The organism is Enterococcus sp. BSD2780061688st2 D3, assembly GCF_005844145.1.
GTDB lineage: Bacteria > Bacillota > Bacilli > Lactobacillales > Enterococcaceae > Enterococcus_B > Enterococcus_B durans.
In genome coordinates, this window is the sequence record NZ_SPHN01000003.1 from 65,886 (window position 1) to 87,442 (window position 21,557).

Below are 21,557 nucleotides of genomic sequence, written 5' to 3' on the forward strand. Positions count from 1 at the left end.
TTCTATCACTCCTTCTTCTTGCCAAAAAATGTGTCCCTTTTCATTTTACATCAAAGATGAGCACATTGACCAAAATTTAAATCAATTGTTGTTCAATGTGACATAGAAAAAAGATAACGCTTTCACATATAATTTGTTTAACGAATAAAACTAATAGAAAGCGTGGAATGACAAATGGTAGAAATGGCATTAAAACATGTATACAAGAAATATGACAACGCAGAAAACTATTCTGTAACCGACTTCAATTTATCGATCGATGATCGTGAATTCATCGTTTTTGTTGGGCCTTCCGGTTGTGGTAAATCAACAACATTGAGAATGATCGCGGGTCTAGAGGATATTTCCGAAGGTGAACTGAACATTGGTGGGAAAGTCATGAATGATGTAGCACCAAAAGATCGTGATATCGCGATGGTTTTCCAGAACTATGCCCTCTACCCTCACATGACTGTTTTTGATAACATGGCATTCGGTCTAAAATTGCGAAAATATGACAAAACAGACATCAAAAAACGGGTAGAAAATGCAGCAGAGATCCTAGGATTGACTGAATATTTGAAACGTAAACCAGCTGCATTATCTGGTGGACAACGCCAACGTGTCGCATTGGGTCGAGCAATCGTCCGTGATGCAAAAGTATTCTTGATGGATGAACCATTGTCAAACTTGGATGCAAAATTACGGGTTGCCATGCGTGCAGAAATTGCGAAATTACACCAACGTTTAGAAACAACAACGATCTACGTGACCCATGATCAAACGGAAGCAATGACGATGGCTGACCGTATCGTTATCATGAAGGATGGTTTCATCCAACAAATCGGTACACCAAAAGAAGTATATGACACTCCTGTCAATATGTTCGTAGCTGGCTTTATTGGCTCACCTGCAATGAACTTCTTCCATGTGACTTTGAACAATGGCGTGATCTCAGATGGCCATGGTTTGAAATTGAAAATACCTGAAGGAAAAAATAAAGTTTTAGTTGAAAAAGGTTATGAAGGAAAAGCAGTCATCTTCGGTATCCGTCCAGAAGACATCCACAGCGAGCAAGTCGCTTTAGAAGCTTCTCCAGAAGCCGTGGTCAACTCTGAAGTTGTCGTTTCAGAATTACTTGGTGCGGAAACAATGCTTTATACTAAGACAGGTTCTACTGAGTTTATTTCTAAAGTCGATGCGCGTGATTTCCATAAACCAGGTGAAATGGTGGATCTAGCCTTCAATATCAGTAAAGGTCATTTCTTTGATAAAGATACAGAAGAAGTCATTACTTTACCTTAAAATCGCCCCCTTTAAGAACGGCACAGGATAACTCTTGTACCGTTCTTTTTTTCTCCTCACAAATCAAAAAAAGAAAGCTTACTGAGGACGAGTCCTCATAAACTTTCTTCTTTTGATGATCAGCTGATCATTTTAAGCGACTTTTTTAACTGTCTTGCCAATGATTTCTTTTTTTTCTAATTGTTTTGCTTTAGTAAATATTGGGATATCGAAATATTTGCTCAATGTTCCTGCAACAAAGTAAGCAATATTATAATCTACTAAACTATGGATCAGACCTCCCACACCCATCAAAATAAATACAGTGTAGAAATAACCACCTGAATAATACGTTTCAGGCATATTCCCCATAAAGAAGAAGGCACTGACGACTAACATTTCAGTAATCGCATGGATGATGCCGATCACCAGATTAAAACTTTGAAAACGCCAATTTGCTAATGTCACTTGACCGTCTTTCAAAACGATTCGTGGATTTTTTTGTAAGTACCATGCCCCAATAACGGCAAATACTAGATGCGATAATGCACGTAATGCAATAATGAATGGTGTAGATAAAAAGAAACCGAATGTTGTACCTAATGCGACAGCAATTGCTACACCAGGTGAAAAAAATAAGGCAATAAATAATGGCACATGGGAAGCTAATGTAAAAGATGCTGGTGGAATCATTATTTTAGGCATCACCATCGGGATAATCACACCCATGCCAATCAATAATGCAGAAATCGTAAGTGTTCGTACTGAATTTTTTTTCATTTTTCCCTCTCCTAACATGTCTTGACACATAAATGTCGCTTTATTTTACCTTTAACTACAAAATGTGTCAAGACACATGCGTAAAAAAATGAATAATCTCTAAAATAAATCAATAAAAAGGAAAATAAACCAGATCAACTAGCGGACAAAAGTGTTCTTCACTTTTATCCCACGCTTTTCTGATCTGGTTTATTTATGAAAGCGGAAATCTTTCATTAAATAGGGTTCGTTACTAAAAACTTTCCGCTTTATACATTTTACTTCTCTTCCAACGCATTACTTAATGCTGCAAACTCTTCTAAAGATAATGTTTCTCCTCGGCGTTTTGGATCGATATTCGCCTTTTCCAAACTTCTAGTTAGCCAAGCCTTCGTATCTTCTTCTTTCCCATAGGTTGCCTGTAAATTATTCCACAATGTTTTTCTTCTTTGTTGAAAAGCAGCCTTCGTCAATCGGAAAAAGGCTTTTTCGTTGGTCACTTTGACCGCTGGTTCTGCTCTTCTCGTCAACTTCAAAATAGCTGAATCAACATTTGGTTGAGGAACAAATACTGTTTTTGGAACGATAAATGCTACGCTAGCTTCCATGTAGTATTGTACAGCGATGGACAAAGAGCCATATGCTTTGGTCCCTGGTTGAGCAGAGATCCGATCTGCAACTTCTTTTTGCATCATCACGACCATCTCATCAACGACCAACTCTGACTCCAAAAAATGCATCATAATTGGCGTGGTAATGTAGTATGGAAGATTAGCAACCACTTTCAACGGCAATTCTGCGTCAAAATAGTCCATAGCAGCCTGTTGTAAATCAGTTTTCAAAATATCTTGATGGACCACAGTCACATTCGGATAAGGAGACAGCGTGTCTTCTAATACAGGGATCAAACGATCATCGATTTCAAAAGCAACGACTTGTTTGGCTTTTCTGGCTAATTGCTCGGTTAAAGCACCAATTCCTGGGCCTACTTCGATAACATTCGTTTCTTCATTGATTTGACCCGTTTCTACGATTTTTCTTAAAATATTCGGTTCAGTCAAAAAATTTTGTCCTAAACTTTTTTTAAACGAAAAACCGTGTTTCAATAAAATCTCTTTTGTCCTAGAGGGTGTCGCAATATCACGGTATTCACTCATGTTGTTCCTCCACTTTTTTCATTGCTTGTACAAATTCTTCTGGGGTGATCCGAAACATCTTCAAACGTTTTTCCAATTGCTTACCATTGGTATAACCAATCCGCAATTCATCCCCTAATTTTTCGCGTTTTTCTTTTGCTTTCGCTCCAGCTATTAAACCATGAGCAACAAGAATCTGTCTAGTGATCTCAGTAGTTTCTTTTTCCTCAGCAGGAGTCACGACCTTTTTCAAGGCTTCTAATATAGCTTCATCACTTGCATGTTCTACACCAAGACTTCCCTGTTTACGTGGGCGTGCTTGTTTGCGCGGTAAAAATGCATGTTTGACTTGTGGCACGACTTCCATGATCGTTTTCCGAATTTTTTCTCCCGAAAAATCTGGATCGGTGAAGATGATGACCCCTCGTGTTTCTTGGGCATGTTCGATTTGCATCAAAATATCTTCGTTGATCGCTGAACCGATAGTTTCGATCGTGTCAGCATCCACTACCTCTTGAAGTCTTCTAGTATCGTCTTTTCCTTCAACGACGATGATTTCTTGGATTTTTAACTTAGTCATTTTCATTTAACCTAAATAGACGATGTGCATTTTTCCATGTATGTCCAGCAACTTCTTCCAGCGTTAGTCCTCGTAATTCTGCAATTTTTTCAACAGTATAACGAGTATATCCCGGTTCATTTCGCTTTCCACGATAAGGGACTGGTGCCAAATAAGGAGCATCTGTTTCTACTAACAAGCGATCAAGCGGTACATTCATGGCTGCTTCTTGCACATCTGTCGCTTTTTTGAACGTCACGACTCCACTAAATGAGATGTGCATGCCTAAATCGAGGAATCGCTTTGCCCACTCAAAATCTCCGCTGAAACTATGCATGATCCCGCCAATATCACGAATATCTTCCTCTTTTAAAATCGCATACGTATCTTCAAGCGCTTCCCTTGTATGGATACTGATTGGCAAATTCATTTCTTTCGCAATCGCTATTTGTCGACGAAAAACTCTATCTTGGACCTCTTTAGGGTCTTCCATCCAATGATAGTCCAGACCGATTTCTCCTAGTGCAACAACTTTTGGCGTTGTTAACTGTTCTTGTAATTTTTCTTCGACTTCCTTTGTATAACTGCCTGCTTCTGTTGGATGCCAGCCGATAATACTATATATGTTTGAATAATCATGACTAAGCTGCAGTGATTTGTCGATGGTTGGCGTATCAAAGCCCACAACAGCCATTTTAGTCACGCCCAATTCGTTTGCGCGTTCAATCGTTTCTGGAATATCGTCATTGAATTGTTCCGCATTTAGATGGGTATGAGAATCAAATATCATCTTCTATCTCTCCTTTTCTTCATTACTTTAGCATATAAGCAGCTATGGCAGAAGTATTAAAACTAAAAATCAAGATTTATTTTTAGAAAAATAATTTTTTATGGAAAAAGCATGAGGGACAAAACTAAAAATCAGTTTTCTACAAACTCTCGAATAAACGGCGTCCAAAAATCAGGTTTTTCGGAAATTCCAAAAAAAAACGAACAATACAAAAAACGTATTGTTCGTTTTTTTCTCCAATTTCTCAAACCTAAACGACTTTTGTCTCGACCTCACTAACGACAAACGGTAGAAACAAAAAGCAACTCCTTCTTTTTTTGGAGCTGAAATCTCCTATTCCAGTCTTTCATTCAACGATTCTATATGTGTTTGTTTTTATAAAAATAAACCGGTATTCCTAATAAAGTCACGACAATCCCAATCATCGCAAGCCCTGTCTGAGTGAATAACGTCATGCCCAAAATAAAGACAGCTCCCACGATCGCAATCAAAGGAATAACAGGATATAAAGGAACTTTATAAGGTCGAGGCAAATCAGGTTGTTTTTTCCTTAAAACAAATACTCCGACAAAAATAAGTAGGCTAAACAACCACATCACAAATATCAACATATCTGTTAATAAATCAAATGAACCCACTGTCATCATGACACAAGCAATCACTAACTGAAAGATAGCTGGTGTATAAGGTACTGTAAATTTCTTTGAAAGTTTTGTCAGCTGGTTGCTGAAAGGTAGCTCATTTTCTAATGCCATCGCATAAGGAACGCGTATCCCTGTAAGCGTATAGCCATTCAATGCACCATAAACAGAAATCAAGATACCAATCGTCACAATTTTCCCGCCAATTTGACCAAAAATAACACCGGAAGCATCTGAAGCAGCATTGAGATTCCCTGCAATTTGATCAATAGGCAGTGTTTTTAGGAACACATAGTTGATCAATAGATAAACGACTGTGACAAAACTCAAGCCCAAAATAATTGCTTTCGGTAGGTCCTTTTCTGGATGCTTCATCTCACCAGCCATTGCGCCGACACCTAGCCAACCATCATAAGCAAACAATGTTGCCAGTAACGCACTACTCAATCCTTGCGCAAATGAAATATCTTTTCCTGCTTCGATCGGTAATAATTGCACAGTGCCATTGCCAGGAGTAAGCAAACCCCAAATAACGATAACTGCAAGTGGGATCAACTTGATCACTAAGGTAGCAGATTGCACAGTCGTTCCTACTTTGGTACCAAGCAAATTCAGACCTGTGATCGAAATTGCTGTGATAATAGCAATAACTAGTAAATAGTCCGTGGATAATTGTAATAAATTGATCAATTGTGTAGCAAAGATGATGGACAGTGCAGCAATATTTGCTGGAAAATAAATCAAGCTTTGTGACCATCCAAGTAAGAAACTAGGCAATTTTCCATAGGCCGCTTCGATATATTTTACAGCACCACCAGTTTCAGGAATCGCGGTAGCAAGTTCTGCTACGGTCAACCCCGCACAGATCGTCAAAAATCCACCTAGTAACCATACCAATAACGTCAAACTAGTAGACTGTGTACTTGCGGTCACTGCTGCAGTTTTAAAGAAAACCCCTGCGCCGATAACAGTCCCCATTACAGTCGCTAATGCACCGAATAAATTAATCTCACGTTTCAACTTACCTTTCATTCGCATCCCCTTTTTCGATTAGATTTTAGTATAACCTCCAGTATAACGGAGAATATTTCACTTTACCATTACTTTTCAGAAATTTTTACTGTAAATATCCCTCTTTGGGCGGAGGTATCCTAGCAAAATGTTCGTTATACTACTGAGTACGATACTAAAGGAGGAGGATTCATGGATTTTAGACGTTCCTATCCAAAAATAGCCGATTTTTTAGAAAAAAAAGTGCCAATTACTAGAAAAAATCAACTGCATTCTCGCTGGCATTGGCTTACCTTGATCCTATTCGGGCTATTGACTGTTGCTACTTTTACCCAACAAATCTTTTTACTACTTGTTTCTATAGTGGTCGTTGCTTTACTAAAAGGGCCAGGAATGATCTTTTTGGGCACGATCTATGCTTTCTTGGTAGGCTTATTTCCACCCATCGGCATCGTTTTGTCCGCTATTTTTTTCTTACTGAATCTGGGGACATTAGCCAAAAACTGGCGACTCTCATTAACAGGATTCTTTTTTTATGGCTATCCGATTGCTGCGATGTTTCTAAGAGTTTGGAGAAATTGGGACAATATTTGGTTTCTCACTGGGAGCTTAGCCATTGGCTTGCTTGTGCTCCACCTTCTCCTGACAAAAATTTACCAACGGTATGGAATCGGTAGAACGATTTTTTGGTATCTTTTCTCGCTACCCTTTGTTTTTCTGACGGCCCTTTTGCCAAAACGTTTAAAAAGAAGAATCAAGCTTCTACCCAAATCATGATCGATCACTATTCTTAAGTCAGAGATACGCAAAATAGGAAAAATTATTTTGCGTATCCCTGACTTATTTTTTTGTGCTTTTTTCAGCCACGAAATAACTAAAATAGGCTGATTCATTCATTTAAGACAGGAATAACTGGTTTTAGGACAATCCATCCATTCAGGATAACAACTTTGTTAATCTATAAAAAGAATGGATACTTAAAGACCGTATTGTCAAGTTACTGCTCTATCATGCATAGCTAAATAGCTCACCTCACTGATAGAAAAGAAAAAGCTTGATCTTCGCTTATTTTGCGACACTGTATTTTTTCGATGACCTAGAGCGATCTTCATGAAACCTTCTGAGCGTTTCTCTCACTGGACTAGTTACCATAAACTGTTTTCAAAGGAATGAGTGTATGAAAAAATTCAAACTAATTAAACAACATGATGCAAAAGATTGTGGCGTTGCTTGTTTAGCAATGATTTTAAATCAGTATCAAACAACGATCCCCATAAGTAAATTAAGACTAATGTCCAAAACTGACAACCAAGGAACGACCGCTTATGGAATGGTTGCAGCAATGGAACAATTAGGATTTGAATGTGAAGTATTCAAATCAGACGCTTCACTATGGCAAGAAAATCTTTCTTTCCCTTTGATTGCCCACGTCGTCGTTGATGGTTCATTTCTACATTATGTAGTGATCTATGGAATAAAAAACGGAAAAATTTTGATTGCAGATCCTGCAAAAGGGAAAACAAGCAAATCGGCAGAAGAATTCAATAAAGAATGGACAGGAATCGTGCTAACTGCCACGCCTACCGAGCAATACAAACCAGTAAAGGATGAGTTGAAAGGATTGCTTTCATTTATTCCATTATTACTGCCACAAAAAAAAATAATCTTTGAGATCACTTTGTTGTCCTTTTTACTAACGGGATTTGGCATCATCGGTTCCTATTATTTTCAACTGATCATTGATAGAATCGTTCCTGCAAGATCCGCCAATTTATTGGAAATCATTTCTATCGGACTGTTGACAATGTACGTGATCCAAGCTTTCCTTCAATATTTGAAACGTTATTTGTTGATCCTATTAGGCCAGCGGCTAAGTACTTCGATCATGTTACGGTACTTTGACCATGTACTCCATCTGCCGATGTCCTTTTTTTCAACGAGAAAATCTGGTGAGATTATTTCTCGCTTTCTCGATGCAACTAAAATTATTGATGCACTAGCAAATGCTACATTGTCATTGTTTCTAGACGCATCGATGGTCATTTCAGTTGGACTTGTTTTATATTTGCAAAATGCGCAATTATTTTTCATTAGTTTAGCAACTATTCCAATCTACGCACTGATCGTTTTTTCATTTATAAAGCGATTTGATCAAACAAACGAGGAACAAATGGAAGCTGGTGCTACTGTCAATTCACAAATCATCGAGAGCTTAAAAGGAATAGAAACAATCAAATCTTTTAACGCCACTGACCATATCAGTAATAAGGTAACAGAACAATTCAATGAGATGATGGAAAAAACATTCAAAAATTTAAATTTAGACAATATCCAAGCGAATCTTAAAAATGCCCTGCAAGTCATGAGCTCAACAGTGCTTCTCTGGTTTGGGACGACACTCGTTCTTAAAGGACAAATGACCATTGGCCAGCTGATTACTTATAATGCATTGATGATTTTTTTCACTACGCCACTACAAAATATCATTAATCTACAAGTCAAGATCCAAACAGCCAAAGTAGCAAATGATCGACTAAACGAGGTGCTTTTTTTAGAACAAGAACGACTGGCCGAAAGTGACTTGCTCGACACCTCTATTCGATCAACCGATTCTCCATTGATCGAATTCAAAAACGTTTCATTTTCTTATGGATTTTCCGAAAATGTGCTAACTAGTTTATCTTGCGTCATCCCGGAAAATTCAAAAACTGCAATTGTCGGAATGAGCGGATCGGGAAAATCGACACTCGTAAAGTTACTAATGAATTTTTATACTCCAGAAGAAGGTGAGATTTTTTATCAAGGGCAGGATCTTCGCTCCATCTCTCGATTGGAACTTCGACATTCTTTCAGCTATGTTCCTCAAGATCCCTTTTTCTTTAGTGGAACTATCATGGAAAATCTGTTATTTGGAATCGAAACAAAACCTTCTTTAGAAGAAATTGAACAGGCATGTGAACTAGCGCAGATAAAGACATACATCGATCAGCTGCCGTTGACTTATCAGACATCAATCGAAGAAGGAGCAACAAACCTTTCTGGAGGGCAAAAACAGCGTCTTGCTATTGCGCGAGCTCTTTTAAAACAATCAAACGTGATGATATTGGATGAAGCAACAAGTGGCTTGGACACACGATTAGAACATCTTATTATTGATAATTTGATGGCTATCCAGAATAAGACGATCATTTTTATTGCCCATCATTTACCCATCGCCAAGAAATGCGACGTTATTCTTGTCCTTGAGGATGGTCAATTAGTTGAATCGGGCTCGCATCAACATCTACTTGATCTAAACGGAACATACGAAACTCTCTGGGAGATGATGACTGTTGCGTAAAGTGGAAAAATATAAACTAATTATGCAATATCTTTATTAAAAAATCCTTGCTATAATTGGAGTAATATTTTATGAAGGAAGTGTTTTTTGTGATATTACTCAGTACTTTCGCTTATTTCTTCAATGAATTCTCCAATATATTATTATTCATTTTTTTGATTATCTTATGTACAAAAATCAAACAGAAATCATTTTTCCTTATTTTGCTTTTGGTCAGTTATCCACTTGCACTAGTCTCGATGGAAGACACATTGTTAGCAGAAATTGCTATGACACTCCTTTTTATTGCAGTGAGGGCACGCGCATGGAAAGCATCAAAGGAACTTGAGTTGAATGAATTACTGGGGTATTTTATTTCTCTGTCCATTTACTTTATTGTTCCTTTTATGGCATCAAGTTTTGTAAGATTCGTATTAGACCTCCCATTTAACCGCAATATCAATCATCCTTTAGTATTTATAGTGTTGTCCTTTTTATTAAAATTTGCTGTCTCTTTATTCTCTGTTTGGCTCATTGAAAAAAAAGTCTTAAATAAAATTGTTCTTTTAGAGGAGAAAAAAATCTATACGATCCAACTGGGCGTCTCATTAGCTATTATCATTGCAGTTGCTGAGATTCTAAGGGAAATGGATATATTAGGTATCGTCAGTATAATCATGTTGGGTTTTCTCATTGCCCAATATGCAATCACACTGTTCTTAACTTATATCATTTTAAAAAAGAATACTGAACGTCAAGAATTAAAAAATTTGAAGGAACAGCTATTGATGATGAATGTATACACCGTTGAAGTAGAGAAAAACTATCAGGAAATGAGAAAATTTCGACATGACTATAACAATCTGTTGCTAGGGTTAAGCACTAGCCCTACTGAAAAAATCGACAAAGGGTATTTGAAAGAAATGATTGATTATTCACATAAGATGATCGATAACAGTGTAATGAGTTTTTCTGGAATAAGTAATTTAAAAATCGTTCCCATCAAATCATTGATTGTCGCAAAGTTAACTCAGGCTCTACAAGCAAATTTAAATGTCCAATTTGAATGCTTAAAATGCATAAATGCTATAAATATAGACGTAGTCAAAGCGATAAGGATCATCGGAATCCTGTTAGATAATAGTATCGAAGCTGCTTGTGAATCAGAAGAAAAAAAACTGAATATCTTATTCATCACTACAGAGGATAGTTTAGAAATAACTATCGAAAACTCTTTTGCTGGAAAACTGCCTTCCTTATCCTTAATGAATCAAGAAGGATTCAGCAAGAAAGGAAAGAATCGTGGCTTAGGCTTATCCAACATCAAAGAACTACTAAAAAATGACACAAATGCTGAAGTGAATCATTACTCAACAGACGGATTATTCGTCTCAACATTAACAATCAAAAGGAGTGAATTAGATGACTCTACCAATTATTCTTTGTGATGATGATATTATGCTGATGACTCATTACAAACAGATAATCAAGAATCTCATTATGATCAACGACTATGATATGGAATTAGTGCTAGTAACAACAGATCCTCATGATGTCCTGCTGTATCACCATAAAGCAAATTTGACCAATTGTCTCTTCTTTCTAGACATTGATTTAGGGAAAAATTTAACTGGAATAGATGTTGCACAACTACTACGAAAAGAAAACGAGTTTGCAAAAATCGTTTTTATCACTTCGCATCAAGAGTTGGCTTTAGAAACACTAAGACGGCAAATTGCCCCATTGGATTACATCGTAAAAGACGGCAAAACAGAAAAACAGCAAATTGAAAACATCCTAAAAATCTGCAATGAACAAACGGTGATCAATCATAAATCAAATCTGCGTCATGTCTCTTTTGCAATTGGTTCCAGAAATTTTAAAATCGATTTAGCTTCCATCTACTTTTTAGAAACATCTGTCACTCCACATAAAGTGATTCTCTATGGAGAAAGTATGATGTACGAATTTTATGGGAAAATGAATGAATTAGAAAAAGAATATCCAGAATTATTGCGCGTCCACCGTTCTTTTTTAATCAATACGAATCAAATCAGATCTGTGGATTTCAAAACACGGAGGATCGTCTTTCCTGAAGAATATACGTGTGACTTTTCCATTTCAAAAACAAAGGTATTAAAAATGAATCTTAAGTCGTAAAACCGATCTACTTTTCCAGCCTCCATCATTTTTATTCCTGTATTTTTTGCCGCAACTCTACGCCTTTTCTACTATCCAATAACAGAGAATCTGTATTTAACTATCATTCAGGATCGATTCTTTTCATTTTAAGACAAATGAATCACTTTCGTCTTCAAATTAGCTATACTTTACCTATCATAAGTAGAGGAGTGATTCGATGAGTAAGAAACAAGCATTAAGCAAAGAAGAACTAAAAAAAATCAATGGCGGTACACCAGGAACAGGGGATATCGCAACAGGGCCTAAAGGTTCAGGAAAAAAAATGTGGGAAGCTACTTTAGATTTCCTTGCTGGATTTTTTGACGGTAAATAGCAACTAAGAAGCGGACACCTTCAAATAAAAGAAACAGACAATACCGACTACCAAAAGTTATTCTAACTTTTGGTAGTCGGTATTTCAGTTTTATTTGGAGTAATCTTGTTGGCATACTGTACTTACGACAAAAGGAGGTTGGGACAAAAGTGAGAAACACTTCTGTCCCAGCCTCCCATCATCTAGTCAGCTATGCTGGACTTTTTCTTAATTAAGCGATCTCTGAACCATTTGGCATTGATTTAGGTGCTTCGACTACTTGTAAAGAGCCGTCTGGTGCTTCCGCTGAAAGAATCATTCCTTGACTGATTTGACCACGCATTTTACGTGGTTTCAAATTCGCTACAATCACTAATTTTTTCCCTATCAATTCATTCGGATCAGGATAAAATTCTGCGATACCAGATAAAATTTGTCGATCTTGACTATCGCCTGCGTCTAAACGAAATTGCAATAGCTTATCTGCACCTTCCACTTTTTGACAGTTGATCACTTCTGCTACTTTCAATTCTACTTTTTCGAAAACATCAAATTTAATTTGTTTTTCTTTCGTAGAAACTAGTTCAGTTTCTTCAGGGTCCCACTTCACTGTATCTTCATTTGTCTGAGTACCTTCAGACATTTTTCCTTTGATATAGCTGACTTCTTCTTCCATGTCTAAACGTGGGAAGATCGGTGTTCCTTTTGAGACCACTTTTGTACCAGAAGGAAATTCACCAAAGTGTAGTCCTTCAAGATTCATCATTTCAGGATCCAATCCTAATTGAGTAAAGATTTTTGTTGGTGTTTCTGTCATGATCGGTTGTAACAGAATCGCTGTGATACGTAGAGATTCTGCCAAATGGATCATCACACTATCCAATTCTTTTTTCTTTTCTTCATCTTTGGCTAATACCCATGGTTCTGTTTCATCGATATATTTATTTGCACGAGAAATCAACACCCAAATCTCAGCCAACGCGGTATTGAATTCCATTTTTTCCATTGCATCATGGTAACGTCCAACGACATTCGCAGCAGTTGTAGATAATTCACTATCAAATGGCGTCACCAAAGAAGCATAATCAGGTACGACCCCATCACAATATTTATTGATCATCGCAACCGTACGATTCAAGAGATTCCCCAAGTCATTGGCTAAGTCATAATTGACGCGCGATACAAAATCTTCTGGTGTGAATACGCCATCAGAACCGAATGGTACTTCACGTAACAAGTAATAACGTAATGCATCCAAGCCATAACGCTCAACCAACATTTCTGGGTAAACGACATTGCCTTTTGATTTAGACATCTTACCGTCTTTCATCAATAACCAACCATGTCCAAAGACTTTTTTAGGTAATGGCAAGTCTAAGGCCATCAACATGATTGGCCAATAGATCGTATGGAAACGTACGATTTCTTTTCCGACCATATGAACATCTGCTGGCCAGTATTTTTGGAACAAGCTATCATCGTCTGAACCGTAGCCTAGCGCCGTGATATAATTGACTAGAGCATCGATCCATACATAGACCACATGTTTGGGATTGTTTTTCACTGGAACACCCCAAGTGAAAGTTGTTCTTGAAACTGCAAGGTCTTCTAGACCTGGTTTGATGAAGTTGTTGATCATTTCGTTTTTACGAGATTCCGGTTGAATAAATTCCGGATGTTCTTCATAATACTGAAGCAAACGATCTGCGTATTTACTCATACGGAAGAAATAAGATTCTTCTTTGACTAGTTCTACTTCATGACCACTTGGTGCTTTACCACCGATCACGTTGCCTTCTTCATCTCGATAGACTTCCGCTAATTGCGTTTCTGTAAAGAATTCTTCATCGGAGACAGAATACCATCCTTGATACTCACCAAGATAGATATCCCCTTTTTCTAGTAGACGATCAAATACTTTTTGGACTGCTGCTACGTGATAATCATCTGTTGTACGAATAAATTTATCGTAGCTGATATCAAGTGTCTTCCATAATTTCTTGACATCTGCAGCCATCTTATCCACATATTCTTGTGGTTCCACACCTAATTCTGCTGCTTTTTTTTCTATTTTTTGACCGTGTTCATCCACCCCAGTTAGATAAAACACATCAAAGCCCATCAATCGCTTATAGCGGGCAACTGCATCACAGGCAATTGTAGTATAAGAATTCCCAATATGAAGTTTCCCACTTGGATAATAGATTGGCGTAGTAATATAAAAAGTTTCCTTTTCTGCCATGGGGCTCTTCCTCCTTTATCGCATGATGCGAATTCGTTTCCTTGCTAGTATACCATAAAACAAATAGACTGTTACCATTTTTTCGTTAGCTCGCAACAAATGAAACCCATCTACCGATTTTTTTCATTTGAAAACATGCTATAATAAAAAAGGTTTGCAAAGACCCCCTTTTCTATTCAATAAATCATACCTTTACTGAATTTTTGGAAAATATTTGATCATGCGTATCGATTTGAAGTACGGGGTTCTGATATTAAGCTCTTGGCATGAACACTTAGGAATAACAGCGATCATTGCATGCCCTGACTAGTTGGTTCGCATCCATACTTTTTTAAGATCGAACATCAAAGGCGTTTTTTACTTATGTCATATTTTATCGTAAAAATCCCTACACCTTTTACACTATTTATTACCATTCATATCATTTAGATAAACTATTTGACCAAGAGAGGTTGGAATCATAATGAAAAAAAAGCATCTTTATTTCACTATCAGTATCGCACTTCTTTCACTTGTGCATTTACTGTTCAGCTATTTTTATGTACGCATGTATGGCTATTTTAATCTCCACGGAAATTTGAATAGTTTTGTGTTGGTTTCTCAAATACTCCGTTTTGTCTTGGATGCCTATATCATCGTTTGTGGTTTTTTTGCCATCCGAGAAGAAAAACAAAAAATATTGCCTTTTTACTTACTGTTCTTTCTATTTAATTTGATTCTGCCATTTTTATTTCATGTGTAACTAAACAGCTATTTTTCCATAGGAAATCTTTGGTTTTCTGATAGAGTCTGCTACAATGAAGTAAAAAGGACCCTGCAATCGAGCTAGAAGGAGGACATATAATGAAACAGTTTGCTTCTAAAGAAGAAGAAAAACAATATTATGAACATGAAGCAAGTGAAGCTGATTTTCTTGCTTGGTATCAAAAGCAAGAACGGCCAGAGTATGATAAGCCTTCTTTGACTGTCGATATCGTCTTAATGTGCTATAACAAAGAAGAAGATCAACTAAAAATCTTGCTCATTCAAAGAAAAGGACATCCTTATCGCAACTCATGGGCACTACCTGGTGGATTCGTACAAAAAAATGAGTCTACAGGAGAAAGTGTACTCCGAGAAACCAAAGAAGAAACTGGCGTAGTGATCTCCCAAGAAAACATCGAACAACTCCATACGTTCAGTACACCTAATCGCGATCCGCGTGGCTGGGTCGTAACTGTTAGTTATTTAGCATTTATTGGGGAAGAGCCTTTGATTGCTGGAGATGATGCAGAGGAAGTCCAATGGTTCACATTGGAACGTCAAGGAAACAAGATCCATCTAGCCAGTGATGATGTCGCTATTTCTTTGGATTTACTGACCGGTGAGTCCTCTGGTAAAGACACTTTGGCATTTGACCATAGCGAGATCATCCTCAAAGCCTTTAATCGTGTGGTAAATAAAATGGAGCACGAACCCCAAGTACTCCAAGTTTTAGGAAAAGATTTTACGATTACTGAAGCGAGAAAAGTTTTTGCAAAATTCTTAGGCATCGATTTCAAAATGATCGACCATTCTAATTTTAAAAAAGCAATGCTTCAATATTTCGATGAGATCGGTGAACGCCCTGTTGGTATTGGCCGCCCATCCAAAATCTACCAGTTAAAGCCAGGGAATGACGAGTAAATCAAAAAGCAGAAAGAACAAAAGACTCACTTTTGTTCTTTCTGCTTTTTGATTTATCATAATTAGTGAGCTTTTCTTTAAAGAAAATTCCTAGAAACAAAAACAAGTTATGTTTTTTATTAGCAAGGCGATCCCTGGCACCCCTACCAGTTCGATTATTCAAAAATCACTTGTTTCCCGATTTTTTCTAACTCCATACTTTTTTTGTCAGGTGGTTCATTCAATTGCTCGTTCACATTGATAAAAAGCAATGTTTTATTGTACCACTGTGCTTTATATCGCAATTTTGTAATCAATTTATACCAATCTTGCAGCTGAAAATCGGCTGAAGAAAGTTCAGATGGAACAGCTTCAACAAATAAGTAATCATAATTGCGGATCAAATTACCAGATACTCTTTCCAAGTAATCTTCTTTTTGTAATTTTTGTTTCTGATAAAGATCCATTACTTTTCTCTTTTGTTTCTGATAATTTCTAGCATTTTCCAAGCGAGCTTTTCTTTTTTGAGCTGCTTTACTTTTAATCACCAGTTTTCTCTTGGCAACCTTCATCTTATCTCTCGTTTGCCTGAATAATGGCATTTGTACTTCAACTGGTGATGAAGTTTCCACCAATTTCTTTGGATCATACGCTACCCCTAGCCATCGATTAGTAGTTGGCACTCCAGCGATTTGTACTTCACAAAGTAAAGAAACATAGAAACTTTCATTATACCGTGCTGAAATCGTCGCTGACCGTATAACACCTTCGACTGGACGATGTAATCTCACTTGGATCAGCTCTTTTTGTTTCGGCAGTTTCAAGTACTTATCTTCCAAATAAATCGTTCCTTTTTGATTATTTGTTGTATAAGACTGCCACATACTTTTTTTGTTCTTCAGTTTAGGGAAACTAGCACGCCCCTTGAAATAATTGCGAAAAGCGCGATCTAAATTTAATTGGGCATTTGCTAATGCTAAGCTATCTGCTGATTTTAAAAATGCGTATTTTTTTTTTAATGTTGCAGGTGTCATCGAATAATCGATGGCACCTGTTCTCGCATAACTTTCCTGTCGTGCTTTTAGCAAATGGTTATACGTAAAACGCACACAACCAAAATTTTGGATGAACCATTCTTTTTGTGAAGCAGTCGGGTAAATTCGGAATTTAAAGGCTTTTAGCATAAGCACTTACCTCCTAATTTGTGACAAGTAAGGCTTCCTTTTGCCGTTTTAATTTTTTTGAATAATAAGGTACTTCTTGTTCCGTAGCATAGACAAAATGTTCAGGAGCAATCTCTCTTAATGCTCGCACTTGACCATCATCTGGCTCCGGTTGATATTTGATTCGTTTGCGTTGTCTTTCATGATCAGGATCTGGTAATGGAATGGCAGATAGCAGACTTTCTGTATAAGGATGCACGCCATGGTTATAGATTTCATCACTAGTTCCCATTTCCAATAAACGTCCATTGTGCATCACGCCGATCCGATCGCTGATATGTTTTACCATAGACAAATCATGGGCGATGAACAAATATGTTAATTGGTGCTGTTTTTGCAGATCTTGTAAAAGATTGACTACTTGCGCCTGGATCGAAACATCTAATGCTGAGATAGGTTCATCACAAATAATAAAGCGTGGTTCGATCGCCAAAGCTCGTGCAATCCCGATCCGCTGACGTTGACCACCTGAAAATTCATGTGGGTAACGGGTACCATGTGTAGGGTTCAGTCCGACGGTTTTTAGCAATTCATCGACTTTTTTTGAACGTTCTTCTGGTGTTTTAGCTAAACCATTGACATCGATTCCTTCTGCAATGATATCTCGAACTTTCATTCGTGGATTCAAAGAAGCATATGGATCTTGGAAAATCATTTGGACTTCATGACGAAACAGGCTCATTTCTTTTTTGCCCTTGATTTTCGTGACATCTTTCCCGTCAAATAAAACTTCGCCACCTGTTGGTTCATTCAAGCGAATGATCGTGCGACCCGTTGTAGATTTACCGCTCCCAGATTCCCCTACTAATCCAAAGGTTTCTCCTTCATAGATATGAAAACTGATATCGTTTACTGCATGCACTTCATTTTTCTTGCCAATGTTGAAGTACTGTTTTAATCCTTTAACTTCGAGCAGTTTCTTTTGCATCAATCATTCCCCCTTGGCTTGCTTGTTTTTTTTCTTTGAAAATAGCCCAGCGTCGTTTGATTTCTTCAGGTGGATTCACTTTAGGCGCTTGAGGAGCTAACAGCCAAGTTGCTGCTTTGTGCGTTTTTGATAATTCAAAAAATGGTGGCTCTTGTTCTGCATCGATTTTTAATGCATATTCATTCCGAGGATAGAAAGCATCCCCTTTTGGTGGATTCAATAAATCCGGTGGTGAACCTGGAATAGCATATAAGCGATCATTTGCACTATCCAAAGTTGGCATAGAACCCAATAACCCCCATGTATATGGGTGTTGAGGATTATAAAAAATTTCTTCCGAGGTACCTACTTCGATGATCTTCCCACCATACATCACGGCTACACGGTCAGCGACATTTGCTACGACACCTAGATCGTGGGTGATGAAAATGATCGATGTATCGATTTTTGTTTGGATCTCTTTTAGAAGTTCGATGATCTGTGCTTGGATCGTTACATCTAGTGCAGTAGTTGGTTCGTCAGCAATCAGGATCTGTGGATAACAAATCAAAGCGATCGCAATAACGATCCGTTGACGTTGACCACCAGAGAATTGATGCGGATAGCTATTGATCCGTTTTTCTGCTTCAGGAATCCCAACTAATTTTAGTAAGTCTAATGCAGCTTTTTTCCCCTCTTTTTTCGAGACCTTGTTATGCTTACGTAAAGATTCAGCAACTTGTTTGCCAATCGTCATCGTAGGATCAAGAGAAGTCATTGGATCTTGGAAAATCATCGCAATTTCTTTCCCACGAATCTTTTGCATTTCTTTTTCTGTTTTGCCAACGATATTTTCGCCTTTGAATAAGATTTCTCCAGAGTCGATATTTGCGTTGCTTGATAATAATCGCATGATACTTCTAGTCGTGACTGACTTTCCGCTTCCGGATTCGCCTACGATCGCCAATGTTTCGCCTTTATTCAAATGAAAATTGACGCCACGGATTGCTTGGACTTTTCCAGCATACGTATCAAATGAGATTTCTAAATTTTTTACTTCTAGAATTTTCGTCATATTACTCACTCTTTCATTTTAGGATCAAAGGCATCACGTAAGCCATCAGCTAGTAAGTTAAAGGCAATCATGATAACCGATAGGGTTGCCGCAGGAATCCATAGCAGATATGGTAGATACAAGAATGTCTTGTAGCCATCGCTAAGCATTGTTCCTAAAGAGGCAGATGGTGGTGTTAGCCCTAATCCGATGAAACTCAAGAAAGCTTCAAAGAAAATAGCGGATGGAATACTGAACATCATTTGGATGATGATCACACTTGAGATATTAGGTAAGATATGTTTAAAAGCAATTTTCAACTTAGACTCGCCTAATGTCATTCCAGCTAGTACATATTCTTGGTCTTTTAATTTCATCGTTTGCGCACGAACGATCCGTGCCATCGGAATCCAGTTAGTGATTGCCATTGCTGCTACGATGGAGAAAATCCCCGGTTCAAACACCACGAGCATCAAAATCATCACAACTAAATTAGGAATACCTGAAAGGATTTCTAAGAAACGTTGCATTGCATTGTCCACGCGGCCACCTAATAGTCCTGAGATTAAACCATAAGCCACTCCAATAGTCACATCTAAAATTGCTGCAATAAATGCAATCAATAAAGAAATACGTGTGCCCATGAATAAACGGCTCAACACATCACGACCTAAACCGTCTGTTCCTAAGAAGAAATTCGTATTTGCCGGAACATTTGCTTGTGCATATTTATCAACTAATTCTCCGCCTACCATGGCTTTTCCGTTCAACCCATTGATATCGATCCCTGGAATACGTGGAGGCAAGTTGATATATTCCACATTTTGTGCAGTTGGATCATGAGGAGAAACAAAAATCGTTACGATCGAAATCAAGATGATGATCGCTAATAAGATCATTGAAACGACTGCCGCTTTATTTTTTTTCAAACGACGCCAAGAATCTTGAATGAAGTTCAATGAAGGTGTGGTGATTTGCTCACGTTCTTCTTCAGTATTTTTTTGTAACGGTAGAAACTCATCTGCAGGAATGTCAGCAATTGTTTCATACTTTTTGGGTATCATTTCCATTTAGCTTCGACTCCCTTCAGAAACTCGGATTCTTGGATCAACTAAACCATAAAGTAAGTCAACTACCAGAATGACGAAAATCAACATAAATGAATAAAGAATAGTTACTGCCATGATCGTTGGATAATCATTCGTCGTGATCGATTTTACAAATTGTTCCCCAATCCCTGGAATCGCAAAGATGTTTTCTACTACTAGCGATCCAGTCATCAATCCAACAGCTAATGGCCCTAAGAGTGTCATCAAAGGAATCAGACTGTTACGAAGTCCATGTTTGAAAGCAATCTCCCAACGACTCAATCCTTTTGCTCGCGCTAATTCCACATAATCACTATGCAACACTTCAACCATCTCAGTTCGGATGAATCGAGCAGAATCCGCTAACGGCGACATAGCTAATGCGATGGTTGGTAAAATCGTATAAGCGAAACCATCCCATTTCGCAATCGGTAATACATGTAATTTAATTGCAAAAATATATTGAAGTAATACTGCAAAAACAAAGTTAGGAATTGAACGGCCTAAAATTGCGACTAATGTTGCAGAAGTATCTGCCCACGTATTTTGCTTCATTGCGGAAATCGTACCTAGAGTCGTACCAATCACTGTTCCAAAGATAATCGCCTGTAACCCTAATTGTAGAGAAGGTCCAACACGTCCAGCTAACAAATGTGAAACTGGTTGGTTTTTAAATTGGAATGAGATCCCAAAATTGCCATGTAATAAATTGGAAAGGTAAATTCCATATTGGACAATCACTGGTTTATCCAGCCCTACTTGTTTATTCAACATTGCGACGGTTTCAGGACTTAAACGTTCTTGGTTTGTGTATGGTGTACCTGGTAATAATTGCATTAGAAAGAAAGTAATCGTTGCAATCAACCAAAGCGTGATGACCATAAAAAAGACACGTTTCAATACATATTTTATATAACTATTCACTACTATTTCCCCCTAGCTTTTGACTTCTGACAAATGTTTCGCTACATTATTAATAATGAACCAAAGATAAAGGAGCAAATGAATGAAGAAAAAATATTTTCCCTATACACTTGCCGGTGTATTGATTATTCTGATCATTATAAAGAATAGCCTGAACCATCAATTAACACTTATTCAATTATCGAATGATTTATTTTTATGTGCGTTGCCGTTTTTGATTATCGGCGGATTTTTATGGGTTTTTTCCTCGGGTTTCTTTGATCATTTTCAACGATCCATCTATTTAGCCCGAACAAGAAACCGCAAGAAAAAACCAGAATTTTCTTCACTCTCGTCTGCCAGCTATGGTATGTATACCTTTTGGCTGATCATTGCCGGAATCTTGCTTGCTCTTTCTATCGTATTACTAATTCTTTCATTGGTGCTTTAAGTATCTAATAATCATTAGTTAAGGAGACGGAGATTGGGACACATGTCTCAATCTCCGATTCTCCTATTTTTTT

At 37.6% G+C, this 21,557-nt stretch carries 20 protein-coding genes; 9 read left to right on the forward strand and 11 right to left on the reverse strand.

Annotation, left to right across the window (positions count from 1 at the left end; translation table 11 throughout):
• Window positions 1-174 precede the first annotated feature (174 nt).
• Window positions 175-1,284, forward strand: a complete 1,110-nt coding sequence (locus FGQ66_RS03740; protein ID WP_005876623.1) for an ABC transporter ATP-binding protein — start codon at window positions 175-177, stop codon at window positions 1,282-1,284.
• Between the two features lie 132 nt (window positions 1,285-1,416).
• On the opposite strand, the gene FGQ66_RS03745 is transcribed toward FGQ66_RS03740, so the two are convergent.
• From FGQ66_RS03745 to FGQ66_RS03765, 5 genes are all read right to left on the reverse strand, one after another.
• Entirely contained in the window at window positions 1,417-2,043 is a 627-nt protein-coding gene (locus FGQ66_RS03745; RefSeq protein WP_005880261.1) for a hypothetical protein, read from the reverse strand.
• A 257-nt stretch (window positions 2,044-2,300) separates the two neighbouring features.
• A complete protein-coding gene (gene rsmA / locus FGQ66_RS03750; RefSeq protein WP_113846205.1) occupies window positions 2,301-3,179 on the reverse strand; it encodes a 16S rRNA (adenine(1518)-N(6)/adenine(1519)-N(6))-dimethyltransferase RsmA in 879 nt (292 codons plus the stop codon).
• Window positions 3,172-3,738 (reverse strand): ribonuclease M5, encoded by a 567-nt coding sequence (rnmV, locus tag FGQ66_RS03755; protein ID WP_138301743.1) that lies wholly within the window; start codon window positions 3,736-3,738, stop codon window positions 3,172-3,174. The genes rsmA and rnmV overlap by 8 nt, the downstream gene beginning before the upstream one ends.
• Window positions 3,731-4,507 carry a TatD family hydrolase gene (locus FGQ66_RS03760; RefSeq protein WP_016177709.1) on the reverse strand — a complete coding sequence of 259 codons (777 nt, stop codon included), beginning with the start codon at window positions 4,505-4,507 and terminating at the stop codon, window positions 3,731-3,733. Before FGQ66_RS03760 ends, rnmV begins: the two co-directional genes overlap by 8 nt.
• A 359-nt stretch (window positions 4,508-4,866) precedes the next feature.
• On the reverse strand, window positions 4,867-6,180 hold the full coding sequence (locus tag FGQ66_RS03765; RefSeq protein ID WP_095443589.1) for an APC family permease: 1,314 nt from the start codon (window positions 6,178-6,180) through the stop codon (window positions 4,867-4,869).
• 171 nt (window positions 6,181-6,351) lie between these two features.
• On the opposite strand from FGQ66_RS03765, the gene FGQ66_RS03770 reads away from it, so the two are divergent.
• The 5 genes from FGQ66_RS03770 (at window position 6,352) to FGQ66_RS15095 (ending at window position 11,993) form a co-directional block, all read left to right on the forward strand.
• Complete coding sequence (locus FGQ66_RS03770; RefSeq protein ID WP_113846206.1) at window positions 6,352-6,936, forward strand: hypothetical protein; 585 nt, start codon at window positions 6,352-6,354, stop codon at window positions 6,934-6,936.
• 400 nt (window positions 6,937-7,336) lie between these two features.
• Window positions 7,337-9,499 carry a peptide cleavage/export ABC transporter gene (locus FGQ66_RS03775; RefSeq protein ID WP_113846207.1) on the forward strand — a complete coding sequence of 721 codons (2,163 nt, stop codon included), beginning with the start codon at window positions 7,337-7,339 and terminating at the stop codon, window positions 9,497-9,499.
• A gap of 71 nt (window positions 9,500-9,570) precedes the next feature.
• Window positions 9,571-10,926 carry a sensor histidine kinase gene (locus FGQ66_RS03780; protein ID WP_113846208.1) on the forward strand — a complete coding sequence of 452 codons (1,356 nt, stop codon included), beginning with the start codon at window positions 9,571-9,573 and terminating at the stop codon, window positions 10,924-10,926.
• Complete coding sequence (locus FGQ66_RS03785) at window positions 10,901-11,638, forward strand: LytR/AlgR family response regulator transcription factor (protein WP_113846209.1); 738 nt, start codon at window positions 10,901-10,903, stop codon at window positions 11,636-11,638. The genes FGQ66_RS03780 and FGQ66_RS03785 overlap by 26 nt, the downstream gene beginning before the upstream one ends.
• Window positions 11,639-11,837: 199 nt before the next feature.
• A complete protein-coding gene (locus tag FGQ66_RS15095) occupies window positions 11,838-11,993 on the forward strand; it encodes a hypothetical protein (RefSeq protein WP_171024559.1) in 156 nt (51 codons plus the stop codon).
• 211 nt (window positions 11,994-12,204) lie between these two features.
• Here FGQ66_RS15095 and metG read toward each other — a convergent pair whose 3' ends face one another.
• Window positions 12,205-14,214 (reverse strand): methionine--tRNA ligase, encoded by a 2,010-nt coding sequence (gene metG / locus FGQ66_RS03790; RefSeq protein WP_113846210.1) that lies wholly within the window; start codon window positions 14,212-14,214, stop codon window positions 12,205-12,207.
• A 463-nt stretch (window positions 14,215-14,677) separates the two neighbouring features.
• Between metG and FGQ66_RS03795 the strand changes: the two genes are divergently transcribed.
• Window positions 14,678-14,956: a hypothetical protein gene (locus FGQ66_RS03795; protein WP_005880237.1), complete on the forward strand. Its 279-nt coding sequence runs from the start codon at window positions 14,678-14,680 to the stop codon at window positions 14,954-14,956.
• A 101-nt stretch (window positions 14,957-15,057) separates the two neighbouring features.
• Window positions 15,058-15,879 (forward strand): NUDIX domain-containing protein, encoded by an 822-nt coding sequence (locus FGQ66_RS03800; RefSeq protein WP_005880234.1) that lies wholly within the window; start codon window positions 15,058-15,060, stop codon window positions 15,877-15,879.
• Between the two features lie 155 nt (window positions 15,880-16,034).
• Here FGQ66_RS03800 and FGQ66_RS03805 read toward each other — a convergent pair whose 3' ends face one another.
• Genes FGQ66_RS03805 through opp3b form a run of 5 tightly spaced genes read right to left on the reverse strand, consistent with a single transcriptional unit; the run spans window position 16,035 to window position 21,054 of the window.
• On the reverse strand, window positions 16,035-17,042 hold the full coding sequence (locus FGQ66_RS03805; RefSeq protein ID WP_113846211.1) for an RNA-guided endonuclease TnpB family protein: 1,008 nt from the start codon (window positions 17,040-17,042) through the stop codon (window positions 16,035-16,037).
• Window positions 17,043-17,055: 13 nt separating this feature from the next.
• Window positions 17,056-18,009 carry an ABC transporter ATP-binding protein gene (locus FGQ66_RS03810; RefSeq protein WP_005880230.1) on the reverse strand — a complete coding sequence of 318 codons (954 nt, stop codon included), beginning with the start codon at window positions 18,007-18,009 and terminating at the stop codon, window positions 17,056-17,058.
• Window positions 17,984-19,063, reverse strand: a complete 1,080-nt coding sequence (locus FGQ66_RS03815) for an ABC transporter ATP-binding protein (RefSeq protein WP_016177701.1) — start codon at window positions 19,061-19,063, stop codon at window positions 17,984-17,986. The genes FGQ66_RS03810 and FGQ66_RS03815 overlap by 26 nt, the downstream gene beginning before the upstream one ends.
• Before the next feature lie 5 nt (window positions 19,064-19,068).
• On the reverse strand, window positions 19,069-20,112 hold the full coding sequence (gene opp3C, locus FGQ66_RS03820; protein WP_113846212.1) for an oligopeptide ABC transporter permease: 1,044 nt from the start codon (window positions 20,110-20,112) through the stop codon (window positions 19,069-19,071).
• Window positions 20,113-21,054, reverse strand: a complete 942-nt coding sequence (gene opp3b, locus FGQ66_RS03825) for an oligopeptide ABC transporter permease (protein WP_005880225.1) — start codon at window positions 21,052-21,054, stop codon at window positions 20,113-20,115. It lies immediately after the preceding gene.
• 82 nt (window positions 21,055-21,136) lie between these two features.
• Here opp3b and FGQ66_RS03830 point away from each other — a divergent pair, with 82 nt between their 5' ends.
• Window positions 21,137-21,484 (forward strand): DUF3899 domain-containing protein, encoded by a 348-nt coding sequence (locus FGQ66_RS03830; RefSeq protein ID WP_016177700.1) that lies wholly within the window; start codon window positions 21,137-21,139, stop codon window positions 21,482-21,484.
• Window positions 21,485-21,557 lie beyond the last annotated feature (73 nt).